Source organism: Paraburkholderia sejongensis, assembly GCF_020880815.1.
In the GTDB taxonomy this organism is placed as follows: domain Bacteria; phylum Pseudomonadota; class Gammaproteobacteria; order Burkholderiales; family Burkholderiaceae; genus Paraburkholderia; species Paraburkholderia sejongensis.
In genome coordinates this window covers 123,574-140,035 of record NZ_JAJITD010000017.1, presented here as the reverse complement: position 1 = coordinate 140,035, position 16,462 = coordinate 123,574, and the positions used below count along the sequence as shown (strand labels likewise).

Genomic DNA, 16,462 nt, shown 5'->3' with positions numbered 1-16,462 from the left:
GGCTATAATGGCGCATTCCGCACCGTGCGGTGCGCTGCGCTACAAACCCGCGTGCCGTACGCCGCATTCCGACTTCCATCCAGTTCAGAGAGTGCTCATGAGCTTCAATCACGTTCCCGCAGGCAAAGACCTTCCGCAAGATTTCAACGTCATCATCGAAATCCCGGCGCAAAGCGATCCGGTGAAGTACGAAGCGGACAAGGATCTGGGTCTGCTCGTCGTCGACCGTTTCATCGGCACCGGCATGCGCTATCCGGCCAACTACGGCTTCATTCCGCAGACGCTGTCGGGCGACGGCGACCCGGTCGACGTGCTGGTGATCACCCCGTTCCCGCTGCTGGCAGGCTCGGTGGTCCGCGCCCGCGCGCTCGGCATGCTGCAAATGACTGACGAATCGGGCGTCGACGCGAAGCTGATCGCGGTCCCGCACGACAAGATCTGCCCGATGACGGCGGACCTGAAGTCGGTGGACGACGTTCCCGCTTACCTCAAGGACCAGATCAAGCACTTCTTCGAGCAGTACAAGGCGCTCGAGAAGGGCAAGTGGGTGAAGGTCGAAGGTTGGGCAGGCATCGATGCCGCTCACAAGGAAATCACCGACGGCGTCGCGAACTTCAAGAAGTAAGAGTCAGCGCGTCGCGGGCGAGCCCGCACCGCCTGTGCAGCATGCAGATGCGCACAATAAAAACCGCGTGAGTCCGCAAGGACCGCGCGGTTTTTTTTATGGGTTCGGGTGCATAACTGCAACGCATCGGCCGGATGCATCGAACGCATTTTTATATTTAGGTATTAACCCTTATCATTCGCCGCACAAGCTCGCACCCACTCACTCCTAATCTACGCACCGGATGATGAACCGCAGCAAGTCCCACTCGAACTCGCGCTGGTCGACCCGGCTACATTCGGTCGTCACCGCGATCTATCGCAAGCGACCGGTGTGGATGGTGTCGTTCGCGGCGAGCGAGGCGAATCTGTCGGAGGGCTTGCGGGCCGCGTGCGCATCGACGGCGATGCTCGCGCTCGGCAACCTGCTGCACGATCCGGTGTTCGCGTGGGCGGCGATCGGCGCGTTCTGGACCTGCCTTGCCGATGCGGCCGGTTCGAATCGCGCGCGTTTCATGTCGATGATGGGCTTCGCGTTGCTGTCCACGCTGTGCGGCGGCATCGCGTCGTTCGCGTCCGCGCAGAGCACCGCGTTCGCCGCGCTTGCGGTGCTCGCGTTCACGACGCTCGGCGCGTTCGGCCGCATCTGGGGCGCGGCCACCTCGCAGGTGACGATCCTCGCGGCGACCGCGTGCGTGGTGATGGTCGACCGGCCGATGCACGACGTGCGCTCCGGCCTCGCGTTTCTCGGCGTCTATCTGATCGGTTGTCTGTTCGCGATCGTGCTGAGTCTGACGGTATGGCGTATTCATCCGTTCGCCGCGAGCCGCACGTCGTTGCGCGCGGTGTATCTGCGTCTCGCCGATGTCGCATTCGATAGCGCGCGCCTCGTCGAACAACGCGCGGCGCCGCGCGAGTGGGCCACGCACGCCGCGCAGTTTCGCGCCGATGCGCGCGCGGCGATCGAACGTTCACGCGATGCGCTCGCCAACGTACCCGCGTCGAAAGCGGGCGGCGCGGCCGCGTACGACACGCTGCTCGGCTTGCTGACCGACGGCGAGGCTTTGTTCGCATACCTGATCGCGGTTTCCGGCGCGGCGGAGAAAGTGCCCGCGGAGCCACATCGTTCGCAACGCACCGCGCGTTTGCTGCGCGCGATCGGCCAAGTGCTCAGCGATATCGCCGCGGCGGCCGGCGACGCGCGGTGGGAGCGTCTCGCGGATTTGCAGGAACGTCTGCGCCGTTTCGCGCATCGGCTCGAAAGCGCGTTGCTCGAACCGGTGAAGCTGCAATCCGGTTTCGAGCTGGTCGATTTCGCGCCGCGCGAGGTGTACGCGGAACCGTGGAGCGCGTGCGTTACGCGTTACGCGACGCGCGCATGGTCGACGCTGAAGGCGAATCTGTCGTGGCAATCGGTCGGCTTGCGGCATGCGGCGCGCGTGGGCGTGACGACGACCGCGGGCTTTGTCGTGATTCAGGCGCTCGGTCTGCCGTTCGGCTACTGGGCGACGATGGCGACGCTGCTGATTTTGCAGCCGTCGATCGCGGCGACGTGGCCGCGCAGTATCGAGCGGGCGGCGGGCAGTATCGTCGGCGGCATGCTGGCGGCGGCGATCGGCTACGCGATTCATTCGCCGCTCGGCATTTCGCTCGCGGTATTTCCGCTGGTGATGGCGACGATGGCCTTGCGGCCGGTCAGCTATAGCCTGTTCGTGCTGTTCCTGACGCCGGCCTTCGTGCTGGTCGCCGACTTCGCGACGCCGGGCGCCAACGAATTCTCGTTCGCGCTCACGCGGCTCGGCAACAACGTGCTCGGCTGCGTGCTCGCGTTAGTCGCTACATTCGTTCTATGGCCGACGCGCGAAAAGCTCGATCTGCGCATCTATCTCGGCAACGCGGTGCGCGCGAATCTCGCGTATCTGCGTGCATCGCTCGACGCGCCCCGGCACGATAGCAAGGAGATCGAACAGTTGCGGCGCGCGGCGGGGCTCACCAGCAACAACGCGGAAGAAGCGCTCGGCCGCGTGCGGCTGGAAAAGCTCGAAGACTCGATGGCCGATACGGTGACGCTGACGGTGCTGAGCCTGTTGCGCAGAATGGCCGGGACCGCGACGCAGTTGCGGCTCACCGCGAACCGGCGCGATATGCATTCGGAACTCGACGCATGGGTCGCGGCGATGAGCGAGGCGATCGAGGCCGCGTTGAACCGGACCCTGGTGCCGATGCGGCTGGAGTTGCCGGCGCGCGAACAGTTGACGTCGCTGGAAGCGGATGTGGTTGGGGAACTGGCGCGGATGCATCGGCTGTTGACGGAACGGATGCGCGAGGCGCGGGGTTAAAGCGACGCGGGTGGGCCAGCCCGATGATGCTCAGTCATGCGACGCAATGCACCGCACCGCGTTAAACCCGCGTCTTACTCATGCAGCCGGTTCATCGCCGTCTTCGGCGTCAGCTTCAACGTCGGCTTCGAGCGCAGCCACCACCGGCAGCACCGACTCCAACGAAAACACTCCCGCAGCCAACGCCCACTTATCGGCCGGCGTGAGCCGCTTGACCCAGTACTCGGCCTTCGACGCGCTCGACCGGTCCGCCAGCTCGAACGACGCCAACACTCGCAGCGGTTTGCGCGAACGCGTGTAACGCGCGCCGGTGCCGCTCACGTGTTTATCGAAACGCGCGGCGACGTCGGTCGCAATGCCGGTATAGACGCTGCCGTCCGAACATTCGAGCAGATAAAGAAACCACGCCATAACCGCGCTGCTAGCCTTTGAACGGATTGTGTTCGCGCAGCTCGTCCACGTAGGCGTGGATGCTGTTCTTTTCGTTGTCGAGGAAATGGCCGACCGCATCGGCGAAGGCCGGATGCGCGAGCCAGTGCGTCGAGCGCGTGACAGTGGGCAGAAAACCGCGCGCCATCTTGTGCTCGCCTTGCGCGCCGCCTTCGAATGCGCCGAGCTTTTCCTCGATGCAGAATTCGAGCGGCTGATAGTAAGCGGTTTCGAAGTGCAGACACGGCACGTGTTCGAGCGCGCCCCAGTAGCGGCCATATAGCGTGCCGCCGGTTTTCTCGTCGCGCTGATAGACGACGAGTGAACTCGCGATCGGCTTGCCCTCGTATTCGGCGATCACGAGCAGCAGGTTCTCCGGCATCGACGCGCCGATCATCCGGAAAAAATCGAGGTTCAGATACGGACTCGAAAAATGCTCGCGATAAGTCTGCCGATAACACTTGCTGAAAAAGCGCCATTCGGCGTCGGTGATGTCTTCGCCGCGAATGCGCCGCATCGTAATGCCGGCGTCGTGAACCTTGCGACGCTCGGCGCGAATGTTCTTGCGCTTCTTCTGTTCGAGCGTCGATAGAAAGTCGTCGAAGTTCCGATAGCCGTCGTTGAGCCAGTGAAACTGCACGCCTTCGCGCTGCATCATGCCGATGTCGGTCAGCGCTTCGGCTTCCGTTTGAGTCGGAAACAGCACGTGCAGCGACGACACGTCGGCCTGCTCGGCGAACGCCATCAACGTGGCCGCGAGATGGCGCACTGCATGTTCGTCGGTCGACAATAAACGATTGCCCTGCACCGGCGTAAACGGCACCGCGCACAGCAGCTTCGGATAGTAGGGCAGGCCGTTGCGCTTATATGCGTCGGCCCACGCCCAGTCGAACACGTACTCGCCGTACGAGTGCCCTTTCAGGTAGACGGGCGCGGCCGCCGCGAGCTTGCCGGTGCGCGCGTCGGTCAGCGTGACGAACTGCGTCGCCCAGCCGGTGTCGGGGACCGCGCACTGGGTGGCGGCGAGCGCGCTCAGAAACTCGTGGCGCAAAAACGGCGTCGGCTGCGGCTGCGCGGCGAGCAGCGCGTTCCACTCGGCGGCGTCCACCTCGGACGGCGAGGCCAGAATGCCCGTGCGATAATCGATACGTTGCTGGTTCAATCTGAATGACTGTTTGCAATGAACGACGCGGCTATCAACAACATGTGGCCGCGTCATTCGTTAAGTTCGTTTATCCGGTTTGTCCAATTCCGTCGCCATCCCAGCCGCGGTATCCGCGAGCCGTCGAGGCTTGCCTGTCGATCCTGCCATGAAGACCCGAATCGCTCTTGCTCAAATCAATGTCACCGTCGGCGATTTCGCCGGCAACGTCGCGAAGATCGTCGCCGCCGCGCGTGCCGCGCACAACGACGGTGCGAAGCTGCTGATCGCACCCGAACTCGCGCTGTCGGGTTATCCGCCCGAAGATCTGCTGCTGCGTCCCGCGTTCTATACCGCCAGCGCCGCGGCGCTCGCCGATCTCGCCGCGCAGTTAAAGCCGTTCAGCGGGCTGCATGTGATCGTCGGTCATCCGCTGCGCGATGGCTCGGACAAGTTCGCGCACGCGTCGGCGAACGGCAATGGTAATGCAAACGCGCCGATCGAGCGCGGCGTGCCGCCGGTCGATACGTTCAACGCGGCGTCGCTGATCGTCGATGGCGAAGTGAAGGGCACCTATCGCAAGCAGGATCTGCCCAATACCGAAGTGTTCGACGAGAAGCGCTACTTCGCGGCGGACCCGCAGCCGTTCGTGTTCGAACTCGACGGCATCAAGTACGGCGTGGTGATCTGCGAGGACGCATGGCATGCATCGGCCGCGCAGATGGCGAAGGCGGCCGGCGCGCAGGTGCTGCTGATTCCGAACGGCTCGCCGTATCACCTGAACAAGGAAGCGGTGCGTTTCGACATCCTGCGCGCGCGGATTCGCGAGACCGGCATTCCGATGGTCTACGTGAACATGGTCGGCGGCCAGGACGAACTGGTGTTCGACGGCGGCTCGTTCGTGCTCGACGCGCAGGGCGAACTGGTCGCAAAGCTCGCGCAGTTCGAGGAAGCCACGGCGATCGTCGAGTTCGACAACGGTACGCCGCTGGCGGCCGCGATCGCGCCGGAGCAGTCGATCGAAGCGCAGGTGTACGCGGCGCTCGTGATGGGCGTGCGCGACTACATCGGCAAGAACGGTTTCCCCGGCGCGTTGATCGGTTTGTCGGGCGGCGTCGATTCGGCGCTGGTGTTGGCCGTCGCTTGCGATGCGCTCGGCGCCGACAAAGTCCGCGCGGTGATGATGCCGTCGCGCTACACCGCCGATATCTCCACCACCGACGCCGCCGAGATGGCGCGCCGCGTCGGCGTGCGCTACGACGAAATCGCGATCGCGCCGATGTTCGACGCGTTCCGCGGTTCGCTCGCCGCGGAGTTCGCGGGCCGCGCGGAAGACGCGACCGAAGAGAACATCCAGGCGCGTATTCGCGGCACGCTGCTGATGGCGCTGTCGAACAAGTTCGGCTCGATCGTGCTGACCACCGGCAACAAGAGCGAGATGGCGGTCGGCTACTGCACGCTGTACGGCGATATGGCCGGCGGCTTCGCGGTGATCAAGGACATCGCTAAAACACTCGTGTACCGGCTGTGCCACTATCGCAACGCAGCCACCACGTTCGCGACACGCGACCCGATCCCCGAGCGGATTCTGACGCGCGCGCCGTCGGCGGAGTTGCGCGAGAACCAGACCGATCAGGACAGCCTGCCCGAATACGACGTGCTCGACGCGATCATGCGCATGTACATGGAAGAGGACCGCTCGCTCGCGGAAATCATCGCGGCCGGCTACGCGGTCGACGACGTGAAGCGCGTCACGCGGCTGATCAAGATCAACGAGTACAAGCGCCGCCAGGCGCCGATCGGCATTCGCGTCACGCATCGCGCGTTCGGCCGCGACTGGCGTTATCCGATCACGTCGCGCTATACCGAGCCGGTGGAGTGAGACAGGGCGGCGAAACAGGTGCCGCCATGCGCCGCGTGATGCATTCGATTCACGCGGCGCCGCTTCGAGCCGCAACCCGCAAGTCCGCCTGGTTGCCGCAATGCAGCCAGTGCGGCGTAGAATAAAAATCATCAAATTTCCCTTTCACTCTCCCCAATCACGAGACGAGGTTCGCCATGAAGCGCATCACCGCAGTCATCAAACCGTTCAAACTCGACGAAGTGCGCGAGGCGCTCGCGGAAGTCGGCCTCACCGGCCTGACCGTAACCGAAGTCAAAGGCTTCGGCCGCCAGAAAGGGCATACCGAGCTCTATCGTGGTGCGGAATACGTGGTCGACTTTCTGCCGAAGGTGAAGATCGAAGTGGTGGTCGCGGACAATCAATGCGATCAGGTGATCGACGCGATCATCGGCGCGGCGCGCACCGGCAAGATCGGCGACGGCAAGATTTTCGTCGCGGACGTCGAGCGCGTGATCCGGATTCGCACCGGCGAAGAGAACGAAGCCGCGGTCTAAGCGGATCGACAAAGGGCGGCGCACCGCAACGGTGCGCGACATGCATCACGTCGTTGCACGCCCAATAAAAAACGGTGCAATACCCTTGCGGATATTGCACCGATACGCGCCTCTCGCAGCAGCGTGAAAAAGATTCTCTTGGAGAATTCAGTATTACACCCCGAGGGTCACGCCCTCGGGGCACACCCCCTTAGAACGAGTGCTGGATACCAGCGTACACGCCGGTTTGCTGACGGCCTTGCAGCGGGTTGTCCGTTGCGACGCCGTTGCCGGCGTTGTTCGCGTTCAGACCGAAGTTCGCGGCACGGCTGTTACGCACGGTCGCTGCCTGCAGGTCGAGCAGCGTGCGCTTCGACAGGTTGTACGAACCGCCAACCGTGTAGATCGTCGCATTGCCCGCGCCGTTGTTGCCGTTCACGTGGTAGACCGCCGCGATCAGTGCGGCAGCCGGCGTTGCCTGCCACGTCACGCCGCCCCATTCATGATCGAGCGTGGTCGGCTGACCGTAGACCACACCGTTCGCGCCTGCCGAACGGACTGCCTGGTAAGCCGCCTGAATCTTGAACTGGCCGAGGAACACGTTCACGAGAGCCGAGTACTCGCGCGATGCCGAGAACACGCCGTTGCCGGTGTTGCTCGAATTGACGCCGCCGTTGGCGACATTGCCGCCCCACAGGCCGCCATTCCCCGGGTTGCGGATTTCGTCGTACAGGCCGCGGATCTGGAACAGCGAGTTCGTGTAGGTGATCTGCGCGCCGGCTTCGCGACCTTGGCCGTTCGGGTTGTTGCCGTTCCAGTTCGTCGCGTTCGACAGTGCGTACTGACCGTAGAAGTCGAAGCCGGCGATCTTCGGCGACTGGTACGCGAAGTTGTTGCTCGACTGCGGCCAGTTGCGGCCACGCACGAGCGATGCCGACGACCACGACGATTGACCGAACGGGTCGAAGTCCCACACGCCGTTCGAGATGAACAGCATGCGGCCCATCGTGAACGTACCGTACTGATCGTTCGACAGACCGACCGTTGCCCAACGATTGAAGAGACCGCCGTTGCTCGGGCCTTGGCCCGTCATCGTGTTGAACGAGCCTTCCAACTGGAACAGCACCTTGTTGCCGGCGCCGATGTCTTCGACACCCTTCAAGCCCCACAGGCTGGTGCCCCAGTCGCCGCTTTCAGCCTTCCAGCGGTTGCCCGAGTTGGTGGCCGAGCCGACAGCGTTCGGGTTGGTCGGCACGCCCGACATGTACTCGATGCCTGCGTCCAAACGACCGTACAGCGTCACGCTGCTTTGAGCGTGTGCAACAACGCCGGCCGACATCAGCGCAGCGGCGAGCAATGCTTTCTTCATCTTCTCCTCCATACCCTGTCAAAAAGTGAAACCCAGTACTGCGAGTGGTGTTCGGACGCGATCTGCACCGAACAGAAATCGGTACCTAGGGAGAGTTGGCGGGTGGATAGGGTCTCCTGCCGTGACGCGTAGCGTTGCGCTTTCCCCGCGTCTTGCCGATCCCTCGCCGACCGGTTCTCCTCGTTGCTCTGAAGTGAAACTACTTTTAATCAACTTTGTTTTGCTACTTTGGTTACCAATTTATCAAAAATAACTTTAACTGGGAGAAGAAATTGGTAGCCCTTCCACTCGGTGTCGCCAAATTGCAATACCAATGTGCGCCGAGGCTCGCCGCGACCTCGTGGAAAATCGCGCAATGCCTTGACAGACAAAGGTTTCAGGCCTTGGAAGGGGTCGTATTAAGGATTGCCACTATTGACGAGTCAAAAGCGGCGAGTTAGGGCGGAGAGCGACGTGAAAAGCCCGCCTGGAGGGGGCTTTGAGGCAGCTTTGGCGCATGTAGCGAGCGCGGGGGAGAGGCGGCGGGGCAATAAAAAAGGCGCCCGTAAGCGCCTTGTAAAACTACATTGACTACATTTTCGACGCGCTCAAATATTAACTGACCGCGCGGTAATTTTATTATTTGAGACTGCCCGACAAAAACTGCTTCAGGCGTTCGCTTCTGGTATTGCGAAATACTTCGTCGGGATGGCCTTCTTCCTCGACCCGCCCCTGGTGCAGGAACATCACATGGTTCGACACGTTGCGCGCAAAACCCATTTCGTGGGTGACGACGATCATCGTGCGGCCTTCTTCGGCGAGCTTTTGCATCACCTTCAGCACTTCACCGACGAGTTCCGGGTCGAGCGCGGAAGTCGGTTCGTCGAACAGCATCACGTCCGGATGCATCGCCAGTGCCCGGGCAATCGCGACACGTTGCTGCTGGCCGCCCGACAGATGCGACGGATACTGCTTTTCGAGGCGCGGCGCGAGACCGACTTTCTCCAGGAATTCGCGCGCGCGGTCTTCCGCTTCCTTGCGCTTCAGGCCGAGCACGTGAACCGGCGCCTCGATGATGTTTTCGAGCACCGTCATGTGCGACCACAAATTGAAGTGCTGAAACACCATCGCGAGCTTGGTGCGCACGCGCTGCAGCTGCTTCGGGTCCGACACGCGCAGCGCGCCGTCCTTCGCAGTTTGCGTACGCACTTGCTCGCCGTCGACGAAAATGCGCCCGGCGTTCGGCTGTTCGAGAAAGTTGATGCAGCGGAGCATCGTGCTCTTGCCCGAGCCGGACGAACCGATCACGCTGATCACGTCGCCGGCGTTGGCCTTCAGCGACACGCCCTTGAGGACTTCGTTGTCGCCGTACTTTTTATGAAGGTCGTCGACGACGAGCTTCTGCTTCATGGAATTCATCACGATCCTTGATCGGCTGGCACGCCCGCGAGGCGTGTGGTCCGGGTTACTTGCCTTGCGGTCGCAGATAAGCGAGCCAGCGACGCTCGGCGCGGCGGAACAGCCACACCAGCGCAAAAGAAATGCACAGATACAGCAGCGCGGCGATGCCGAACGCGTTGAACGACTGATAGGTGGCCGAGTTCACGTCGCGCGCGATCTTCAGGATGTCCGGCACGGTGGCCGTGAACGCGACCGTGGTCGCGTGCAGCATCAGGATCACTTCGTTGCTGTAGTAAGGCAGTGCGCGGCGCAGCGCCGACGGCAGAATCACGCGCCGGTACAGCGTGAACGACGACATCCCGTACGCGCGCGCCGCTTCGATCTCGCCGTACGGCGTCGCCTTGATCGCGCCGGCGAAAATCTCGGTGGTGTACGCGCAGGTATTGAGCGTGAACGCGAGCAGCGTGCAGTGCATGCCGTCGCGGAAGAACGCATTGGTCAGCTCGTTGTTGCGGATGATCTCGAGGCTGTAGAGACCGGTGTAGCACAGCAGCAGCTGCACGTAGAGCGGGGTGCCGCGGAAGATATACGTATAGAGCCACACGAGCCGCGACAGCCATTTCTTCTTCGACACCCGCGCGACCGCGAGCGGTACCGACAGACAGAAGCCCAGGCCGATCGACACCACCAGCAGCCACATCGTGATCGCGACGCCGGTGAAGCGATAGCCGTCGGTGAACAGATAGTTGCGCCAGTACTGCTGAATGATCTCAATCATAGATCCGCCTTTCGCACGCCGGTCGAATAACGCTTTTCGAGGTACATCAGCACGAAGTTCGACACTGTGGTGATGACGAGATAGATCGCGCCGGCGAGCAGCGTGAAGAAGAAGAACCGCAGCGTGCCCTTGCCGGCATCCTGCGAGGCCTTGACGACGTCGGCCAGACCGATGATCGACACCAGCGCGGTCGCCTTCACCATCACCTGCCAGTTATTGCCGATGCCGGGCAGCGCGAAGCGCATCATCTGCGGGAACATGATGCGCGTGAACACCTGCCAGTTGCTCATCCCGTAGGCGGCGCCCGCTTCGAGCTGGCCGCGCGGCACCGCGAGGAACGCGCCGCGGAAGGTTTCGGTGAAGTACGCGCCGTAGATGAAGCCGAGCACCGCGACGCCGGCCACGAACGGATCGATGTCGATCTGATCCCAGCCGAGCGCGTCGGTCAGGTTGTTCAGCCAGATCTGGATGCTGTAGAACAGCAGCAGCATCAGCACCAGGTCGGGCACGCCGCGCACGAGGGTCGTGTAGACAGTGCCGACGCCGTTGGAGACGCGGTTTTTCGACAGTTTCGCCGCCGCGCCGAGCAGGCCCAGCACGAAGGCGAGCACCAGCGACAGCACCGCCAGCTTGACGGTTGCCCAGGTGCCGCTGAGAAGCAGCGGGCCGTAGCCTTGAAGGAACATAGGTAGTCCTTGACGATGCGCTGTTCACGCACCGCGAAAGACGCGGCCCGTGTTGCGCCGCGTTTAGCCGCGAGCGTTCGGCTCGCGGTGCCTGGCGGCGCACAGCATGCCGCTGTGCAAATCATCGCCGCGGGAACGTTGCCGGTCCCGCAGCGCGCGTTTGGACTTTCGTCTCGTGGACTGTGGTCTCGAATTATTGTGAATCTACTGCCGGGTGCTGCGACTGCCACTATCACTGCTGCTTGCGCCGGTTTGCGCCGGCGCGGTGTTGCCTGGCTTACTGGGTCCTGGTCTGGCGTTCAGGATAGATGTCGACGTCGAAGTACTGCTTCTCGAGCTTCCTGAACGTACCGTCCTGATGAACCTCGGCGAGCGCGCGGTTGAACATCGCCTTCAGATCGGTATCGCTCTTGCGCAGGCCGATCGCGGTGCCTTCGCCGATCGTCTTCGGATCCTGCACGGCCGGCCCCGCCCACGCGAAGCCCTTGCCGCGCGGAGTCCGCAGGAAGCCGGCGTCGGCCTGCAACTGATCCTGCAGCGCGGCGTCGAGGCGCCCCGATGCGAGATCCGCATACACCTGATCCTGATTCTGATAGGACACGATGGTCACGCCTTTGGGCTCCCACCAGACCTTTGCGTACTGTTCCTGGGTCGAACCCTGCTCAACGCCGACGCGCTTGCCTTTCAGCGATTCGGCGGTGGGCAGCAGCGGCGAGCCGGCCTTCGCGATCATGCGCGCGGGCGCGTCGAACAGCTTGTCGGAGAAGTCGATCTGTTCGCGGCGCTTGTCGGTGACGGTCAGGGAGGAGATGATCGCGTCGAATTTCTTGCCCTTCAACGCCGGAATGATGCCGTCGAGATCCGACTCGATCCATACGCACTTGACGTTCATCTTCGCGCACAGCGCGCGGGTCAGATCGGCGTCGAAGCCGACGATCTCGCCGCTCGGCGCTTTCGACTCGAACGGCGGGTAACTGGCGTCGACTCCGATGCGCACGGTTTTCCATTCTTTCGCCATCGCGCCGGTGGCCATGACGGCCAAAGCCACGCACAGTGCGAACTTCTTCATGATTCTCCTGGATCAAACTGATCGTCGTGATGCTTCGACTCGACGAGGGCCGGCCGGGGGCCGACGGTCGCTATTCTAGGCGGTCAAAATTGCCGCGCGGCGGGGATGTCGCCGCACGCCGGGCACTAGCTGATTCGATGCGGCATGCGCGGCTGGCGCGCTGCGGGAACGCGTGCCGCGCGGACTCGCGAAGCGCCGCGTGCCGGTTCAGACCGGTCCGGCGAAGCTTGCCGACATTTCATGCCCAGCACGCATATCCGTCCGGTCGGACAGGCATGCGCGTTGAAAAGCGCGGTATTTTACCCGAACGACGCCAAGCCGCCAGTGCGGCGCGGCAGCCGGCGACAAGTCGCCGCCGCGGGCGTTGTGCGGGCGCGACGCCGGGGCGGTTTTGCGGTCGGCGCCGGGGGGCGGGCGGCGGAGGCAGCGGGGGCTGCGCACCGGGTGCCGGAGATGGCCTCGTGCGATTGGATGCACCGCTGGAACGGTCCGGTGCGGGCGCGCCGATTGTTAAGTCGCCGCGCAGCCCCTACATTCCCGGCATCGCTTTGTTTACTTACCCGGAGACTTTCCATGATCGAGATTCGCCGTTCCGAAGAACGCGGCCATGCCAACCACGGCTGGCTCGACTCGTATCACAGCTTCTCGTTTGCCGATTACCGCGACCCCCAGCACGTGCATTTCGGTCCGCTGCGCGTGATCAACGAAGACCGCATCGCCGGCGGCCAGGGCTTCGGCGCGCACGGCCATCGCGATATGGAGATCGTCACGTATGTGCTCGAAGGCGCGCTCGCGCACCGCGACAGCATGGGCAACGGCTCGACAATCCGTCCCGGCGACGTGCAGCGGATGAGCGCCGGCACCGGCGTGCAGCACAGCGAATTCAACGCATCGGCCGACGAGCCCGCGCATCTGTTGCAGATCTGGGTGATTCCGCAGCGCGCGGGCGATCAGCCCGGCTACGAGGAAAAGCGTTTCGACGCCGACAGCAAGCGCGGTCGCCTGCGCGTGGTCGCGGCGCCCGACGGCCGCGACGGCGCGGTGACGATCCACGCGGACGCATCGATCTACGCGGGGCTGTTCGACGGCGCGGAACGCGCGACCTTTGCGGTGCCGGCCGGGCGCCTCGTCTATGTGCACGTTGCGCGCGGCGCGGTGAGCGTGAACGGTACGGCGCTGAAGGCGGGCGACGCGGCCAAGCTCAGCGACGTCGATACGGTGACGCTGGAGAACGGCGAGAACGCGGAAGTGCTGCTGTTCGATCTCGGCCAGTTGAACGGCTGATGCGCGATGCGCCGCCGTGCGCGGCGCGAGGATTCAAACCCCGGTCCAGCCGAGAACGCCTGACCGGCTGAGCGCCAAATGCGAAACGCCACGGAAAACTTCTTCCGTGGCGTTTTTTGTCCGCAAGACGGCCTCCCTGGTCCGCCCTGCAGCGCAGCGCGCTTACTGTTTGGCAGCCGGTGCGGGCGCCGCGGCCGGAGCCGACGCCGCGTCTTTACGATGCTCGAAGCGCTCGCGCATCTTCTCGTGACGCTCTTCCATCCGCGCGAAGCGCTTCTTCAGCGCGGTGCTGACGGTGGTCTTCTGCTGGTCGTTCAGGCCGTTGTAGAACTTCAGCCACGCGTCGGTGGTTTGCTGACGCAGTTGCGCATCCTTCTGTTCGATCTGCTGGTGGCCGGCGGCCATCGCGTTCAGGTCGAGGATCGGCTGTTGCTGCGCGGCCTTGAACTGGCTGCGGGCCTGCTCATGGTTCGCGCGCATCGCCGCGTGGTTCTGCTTCATCGTCTCGAGCGCGCCTTGCCACAGCTTTTCCTGATCCGCGTTCAGCTTCAACTGGTCGTGCAGTTGCGTCAGGTCCTTCATGAAGTGGCCGTGCCAGCCGCCGGGGCCGCCAGGGCCGCCGCGTGCCTGGTCGGCCGGCTGTGCGGCATAAGCGGCGCCCGCGCCGATGGCGAGAGCGGTGGCGGCAACGGCGAGAACGCGCGAGATGTTTTTGGTGGACATATAAGGCTCCTTGTAATGGAATAGCCGACGGTGCAACCGGTCAATGGACTCGCCTGCATTCGGTAAGGCACAGCGTAGAGAACCGTGCCGGCCGCTGTGTTACGCGGCTGGATGCGGCTATTACCGCCGATTACGCGCGGCTTTCACCGTAACACCCGGTAACCCTTGACGCGGTTCTGAAAACGAAACTCCAAACTGTCGAGCGTTAAACTTCCTCACATGGCTACTCAAATACTTGTCGTCGACGACGACGTCGAACTGCGCGATCTGTTGCGCGACTATCTCGCCCGTCAGGGCATCGAAGTGTCGGTGCTGCACGATGCCGGCTCGCTCGAGCGCCGGCTCGAACGCGAGCGCCCGGACCTGATCGTGCTGGACCTGATGATGCCGGGCGTCGACGGGCTCACCGCGTTGCGCAAGCTGCGCGCATCCGGCGACGACATCCCCGTGATCATGCTGACCGCGCGCGCGGACGACGTCGACCGCATCGTCGGCCTCGAGCTCGGCGCGGACGATTACCTCGGCAAGCCGTTCAACCCGCGCGAACTGCTCGCGCGCGTGCAGGCGGTGCTCAGGCGGCGTCGCACGATGCCGTCGGCGGCCGCGCCGGAGCAGCGCGAGCCGTTCAGCTTCGGCCGCTTCACGCTGGACTTCCAGTCGCGCACGCTGCATCTCGAAGACAAGCCGCTCACGCTGTCGGGCAGCGAATTCGCGCTGCTGAAGATCTTCGTCAATCACCCGATGCGCACGCTGACCCGCGAGCGCTTATTGGAACTGCTGCACGGTCCCGAGTACGACGGCACCGACCGCGGCATCGACGTGCAGGTATGGCGCCTGCGCCGCATTCTCGAAACCGATCCGTCCACTCCGCGCTTCATCCAGACGGTGCGTGGCCGCGGTTACGTGTTCGTGCCGGACGGCGAGCAAAATGCGCCGGCCCATTGATTCGCTGTTCGGGCGGCTCGCGCTGCTCGTCGTCGCGGTGCTGATGCTGTCGCATTTCGCGTGGTACGCGCTGATGCGGCTCGAACGCTCGCAACTGCAAACGCGTTACGCGGTCGAGGAGGCCACCTTCCTCGTCGACGCGGTGCGCCAGCACGTCGCCCGCACACCGGATCAACCGTTGCCCTCGCGCGTCAAGCTGGTCGACCCGGCCAGCTCCGACGTGCCGGCGGTCAGGGAAGCGCCGTCGGCGCCGCTCGAACGCTTTATCGAAGACGTGCGCGAGCGCATGCCGGCCGGCACCCAGGTGCGCGTCGGCCCGCCCGGCGGCCCGCCCACGCTGTGGGTGCGCGCGGCGACGGACCAGAACTGGATCGTGGTGCCGGTGCAGCCGCTGCGGGTGCCGCGCTCGCTGGACCGCACGGTGTTGTGGCTCGCGATCATCTTTTCTTTCGCGGTAATGGCGGCGCTGTTCGCCGCGTGGGCGCTGCAGCAGCCGTTGCGCTCGCTCGCCCAGGCGGTCACGCGCTTCGGCCGCGGTCTGCCGGTGCCGCCGGTGCCGGAGCGCGGCCCGCGCGAATTGCGCCAGCTCACGCATGGTTTCAATCAGATGGTGCAGGAAGTCGCGCGGACCGAGAACGATCGCGCGGTGATGCTGGCGGGCGTCGCGCACGATCTGAAAACGCCGCTCGCGCGGCTGCGGCTGCGCGCCGAAATGATGGACGACGCGAAGACGCGCGACGGCGTGGTGCGCGACGTCGATTCGATGACGCATATCGTCGAGCAGTTTCTGGTGTTCGCGCACGACGGCGCCGATCGCAGCGAGCCGGTCGAAGTGGATGCGCAGTGCGAACGCGTGGTGCGCAGCTATCGGGCGGTCTCCGCCGGTGCGCCTACCGTGCGGACCGAACTCAATGCGGGGCCGTCGTTCCTGCTGCCGGCGGCGACGCTCGACCGGATCCTGTCGAACCTGCTCGACAACGCGCACGCCTATGGCGCGCCGCCGGTGGTCGTCGCCACCGCGCGTACGCCGCAGGGCTTCACGCTGTCGATCAGCGACAACGGCAGCGGCATCGCTGCCCAGGATCTGATCAACGCGAGCCGGCCGTTCGTGCGGCTCGATCCGGCGCGCGGCGGCAACGGCCATAGCGGCCTGGGTCTGGCGATCGTCGAGCGGCTGGTGCGGCGCGCGGGCGGCGAGTGGCAGATCGGCAACCACGGCGGCCGCGGTTTGCGAGTGCTGATGAGCTTTCCGTTCGAGGTGTTGCCGCGCGAGACGGCGGCTTCGGAACCGGCGTGGTAGAAGTGCGGCGCAGCAGCCGGGCAGGGTGAGGCGGTGGGAG

General features: G+C 64.1%; 15 protein-coding genes. 7 read left to right on the top strand and 8 right to left on the bottom strand.

Annotated elements, in window-relative coordinates:
• The first annotated feature begins 97 nt into the window (after positions 1 to 97).
• Positions 98 to 625, top strand: coding sequence for an inorganic diphosphatase (ppa, locus tag LJ656_RS27620; RefSeq protein WP_230512706.1), 528 nt, complete (start codon positions 98 to 100; stop codon positions 623 to 625).
• A 223-nt stretch (positions 626 to 848) separates the two neighbouring features.
• Positions 849 to 2,942: an FUSC family protein gene (locus tag LJ656_RS27615; RefSeq protein ID WP_230512705.1), complete on the top strand. Its 2,094-nt coding sequence runs from the start codon at positions 849 to 851 to the stop codon at positions 2,940 to 2,942.
• 78 nt (positions 2,943 to 3,020) lie between these two features.
• Here LJ656_RS27615 and LJ656_RS27610 read toward each other — a convergent pair whose 3' ends face one another.
• Together LJ656_RS27610 and LJ656_RS27605 are read right to left on the bottom strand one after the other, a co-directional pair.
• Positions 3,021 to 3,353: a GIY-YIG nuclease family protein gene (locus LJ656_RS27610; protein ID WP_230512704.1), complete on the bottom strand. Its 333-nt coding sequence runs from the start codon at positions 3,351 to 3,353 to the stop codon at positions 3,021 to 3,023.
• Between the two features lie 10 nt (positions 3,354 to 3,363).
• Entirely contained in the window at positions 3,364 to 4,533 is a 1,170-nt protein-coding gene (locus LJ656_RS27605) for a GNAT family N-acetyltransferase (RefSeq protein WP_230512703.1), read from the bottom strand.
• 148 nt (positions 4,534 to 4,681) lie between these two features.
• Between LJ656_RS27605 and LJ656_RS27600 the strand changes: the two genes are divergently transcribed.
• A complete protein-coding gene (locus LJ656_RS27600) occupies positions 4,682 to 6,394 on the top strand; it encodes an NAD+ synthase (RefSeq protein WP_230512702.1) in 1,713 nt (570 codons plus the stop codon).
• A gap of 176 nt (positions 6,395 to 6,570) precedes the next feature.
• On the top strand, positions 6,571 to 6,909 hold the full coding sequence (glnK, locus tag LJ656_RS27595; RefSeq protein ID WP_006048444.1) for a P-II family nitrogen regulator: 339 nt from the start codon (positions 6,571 to 6,573) through the stop codon (positions 6,907 to 6,909).
• A 190-nt stretch (positions 6,910 to 7,099) separates the two neighbouring features.
• Here the strand turns inward: glnK and LJ656_RS27590 are convergent, their stop codons facing one another.
• From LJ656_RS27590 to LJ656_RS27570, 5 genes are all read right to left on the bottom strand, one after another.
• Positions 7,100 to 8,257 carry a porin gene (locus LJ656_RS27590; protein ID WP_230512701.1) on the bottom strand — a complete coding sequence of 386 codons (1,158 nt, stop codon included), beginning with the start codon at positions 8,255 to 8,257 and terminating at the stop codon, positions 7,100 to 7,102.
• A gap of 618 nt (positions 8,258 to 8,875) precedes the next feature.
• The gene (locus tag LJ656_RS27585) at positions 8,876 to 9,655 is read right to left on the bottom strand and encodes an ABC transporter ATP-binding protein (RefSeq protein ID WP_230512700.1); all 780 of its coding nucleotides are present in this window, start codon (positions 9,653 to 9,655) and stop codon (positions 8,876 to 8,878) included.
• Between the two features lie 46 nt (positions 9,656 to 9,701).
• Complete coding sequence (locus LJ656_RS27580) at positions 9,702 to 10,415, bottom strand: ABC transporter permease (RefSeq protein ID WP_230512699.1); 714 nt, start codon at positions 10,413 to 10,415, stop codon at positions 9,702 to 9,704.
• Positions 10,412 to 11,101: an ABC transporter permease gene (locus LJ656_RS27575; RefSeq protein ID WP_230512698.1), complete on the bottom strand. Its 690-nt coding sequence runs from the start codon at positions 11,099 to 11,101 to the stop codon at positions 10,412 to 10,414. The genes LJ656_RS27580 and LJ656_RS27575 overlap by 4 nt, the downstream gene beginning before the upstream one ends.
• A gap of 277 nt (positions 11,102 to 11,378) precedes the next feature.
• Positions 11,379 to 12,170 carry an ABC transporter substrate-binding protein gene (locus tag LJ656_RS27570; protein ID WP_230512697.1) on the bottom strand — a complete coding sequence of 264 codons (792 nt, stop codon included), beginning with the start codon at positions 12,168 to 12,170 and terminating at the stop codon, positions 11,379 to 11,381.
• Positions 12,171 to 12,743: 573 nt separating this feature from the next.
• On the opposite strand from LJ656_RS27570, the gene LJ656_RS27565 reads away from it, so the two are divergent.
• Positions 12,744 to 13,454, top strand: coding sequence for a pirin family protein (locus LJ656_RS27565; protein WP_230512696.1), 711 nt, complete (start codon positions 12,744 to 12,746; stop codon positions 13,452 to 13,454).
• Between the two features lie 162 nt (positions 13,455 to 13,616).
• On the opposite strand, the gene LJ656_RS27560 is transcribed toward LJ656_RS27565, so the two are convergent.
• Positions 13,617 to 14,177 (bottom strand): Spy/CpxP family protein refolding chaperone, encoded by a 561-nt coding sequence (locus LJ656_RS27560; protein ID WP_230512695.1) that lies wholly within the window; start codon positions 14,175 to 14,177, stop codon positions 13,617 to 13,619.
• A 219-nt stretch (positions 14,178 to 14,396) separates the two neighbouring features.
• Between LJ656_RS27560 and LJ656_RS27555 the strand changes: the two genes are divergently transcribed.
• Both LJ656_RS27555 and LJ656_RS27550 read left to right on the top strand, forming a co-directional pair.
• Positions 14,397 to 15,122 (top strand): response regulator, encoded by a 726-nt coding sequence (locus LJ656_RS27555; protein WP_230512694.1) that lies wholly within the window; start codon positions 14,397 to 14,399, stop codon positions 15,120 to 15,122.
• On the top strand, positions 15,106 to 16,422 hold the full coding sequence (locus LJ656_RS27550) for an ATP-binding protein (protein WP_230512693.1): 1,317 nt from the start codon (positions 15,106 to 15,108) through the stop codon (positions 16,420 to 16,422). Before LJ656_RS27555 ends, LJ656_RS27550 begins: the two co-directional genes overlap by 17 nt.
• Positions 16,423 to 16,462 lie beyond the last annotated feature (40 nt).